Consider the following 717-nt stretch of genomic DNA (forward strand, 5'->3'; position numbering starts at 1 on the left):
CAGCGGCGGCAACAGCAGGTTTTCCTCGCACGACAGGCTGGCGAAGATGCCCCGCTCTTCCGGGCAATAGCCGATGCCGCAGTGCGCGATCTTGTGCGTCGGCATGCCGATGGTCTCGGTGCCGTTGACGCGGATCGAGCCCTTGCGCTGGCCGGTCAGGCCCATGATGGCGCGCAACGTGGTGGTGCGCCCGGCGCCGTTGCGGCCCAGCAGCGTCACCACCTCGCCGGCATTCACGGTCAGGTCCACGCCATGCAGGATGTGCGATTCGCCATACCAGGCGTGCAGGTCCTTGATTTCTAGTGCGGGCGTTGTGCTCATCCTGGCTCCTCAGTGCGCGCCCTGCAGTTCAGCCTCGACGGTGCCCATATAGGCCTCCATCACGCGCGGGTCTTTCGATACCTCGGCGTACGGCCCTTCGGCCAGGATCGCGCCGCGCTGCAATACCGTGATCTTGTCGGCAATCGACGAGACCACGTTCATGTTGTGCTCCACCATCAGGATGGTGCGCCCCACCGCCACCTTGCGGATCAGCTCGGTCACGCGCGCCACGTCTTCGTGGCCCATGCCCTGGGTCGGCTCGTCCAGCAGCATCATCTCGGGCTCCATCGCCAGCGTGGTGGCGATCTCGAGCGCGCGCTTGCGGCCGTACGGCAGGTTGACCGTCACCGTCTGCGCCACATCGGTCAACCCGACCTGCTCCAGCAGTTCCATGCC

The 717-nt window shown here is 66.0% G+C and carries 2 protein-coding genes; both read right to left on the minus strand.

Features of this window, described 5'->3' with window-relative positions; all coding sequences use genetic code 11:
* Positions 1-321, minus strand: a 321-nt coding sequence (locus AC1RQC_RS40420; protein WP_492376858.1) for an ATP-binding cassette domain-containing protein, incomplete at its 3' end; no start/stop codon positions are given.
* A 9-nt stretch (positions 322-330) separates the two neighbouring features.
* Positions 331-717 (minus strand): ABC transporter ATP-binding protein C-terminal domain-containing protein (locus tag AC1RQC_RS40425; protein WP_492886892.1); only part of this gene is annotated, 387 nt, incomplete at its 5' end.

It is taken from the genome of Cupriavidus sp. GW822-FHT03E04 (assembly GCF_058801495.1).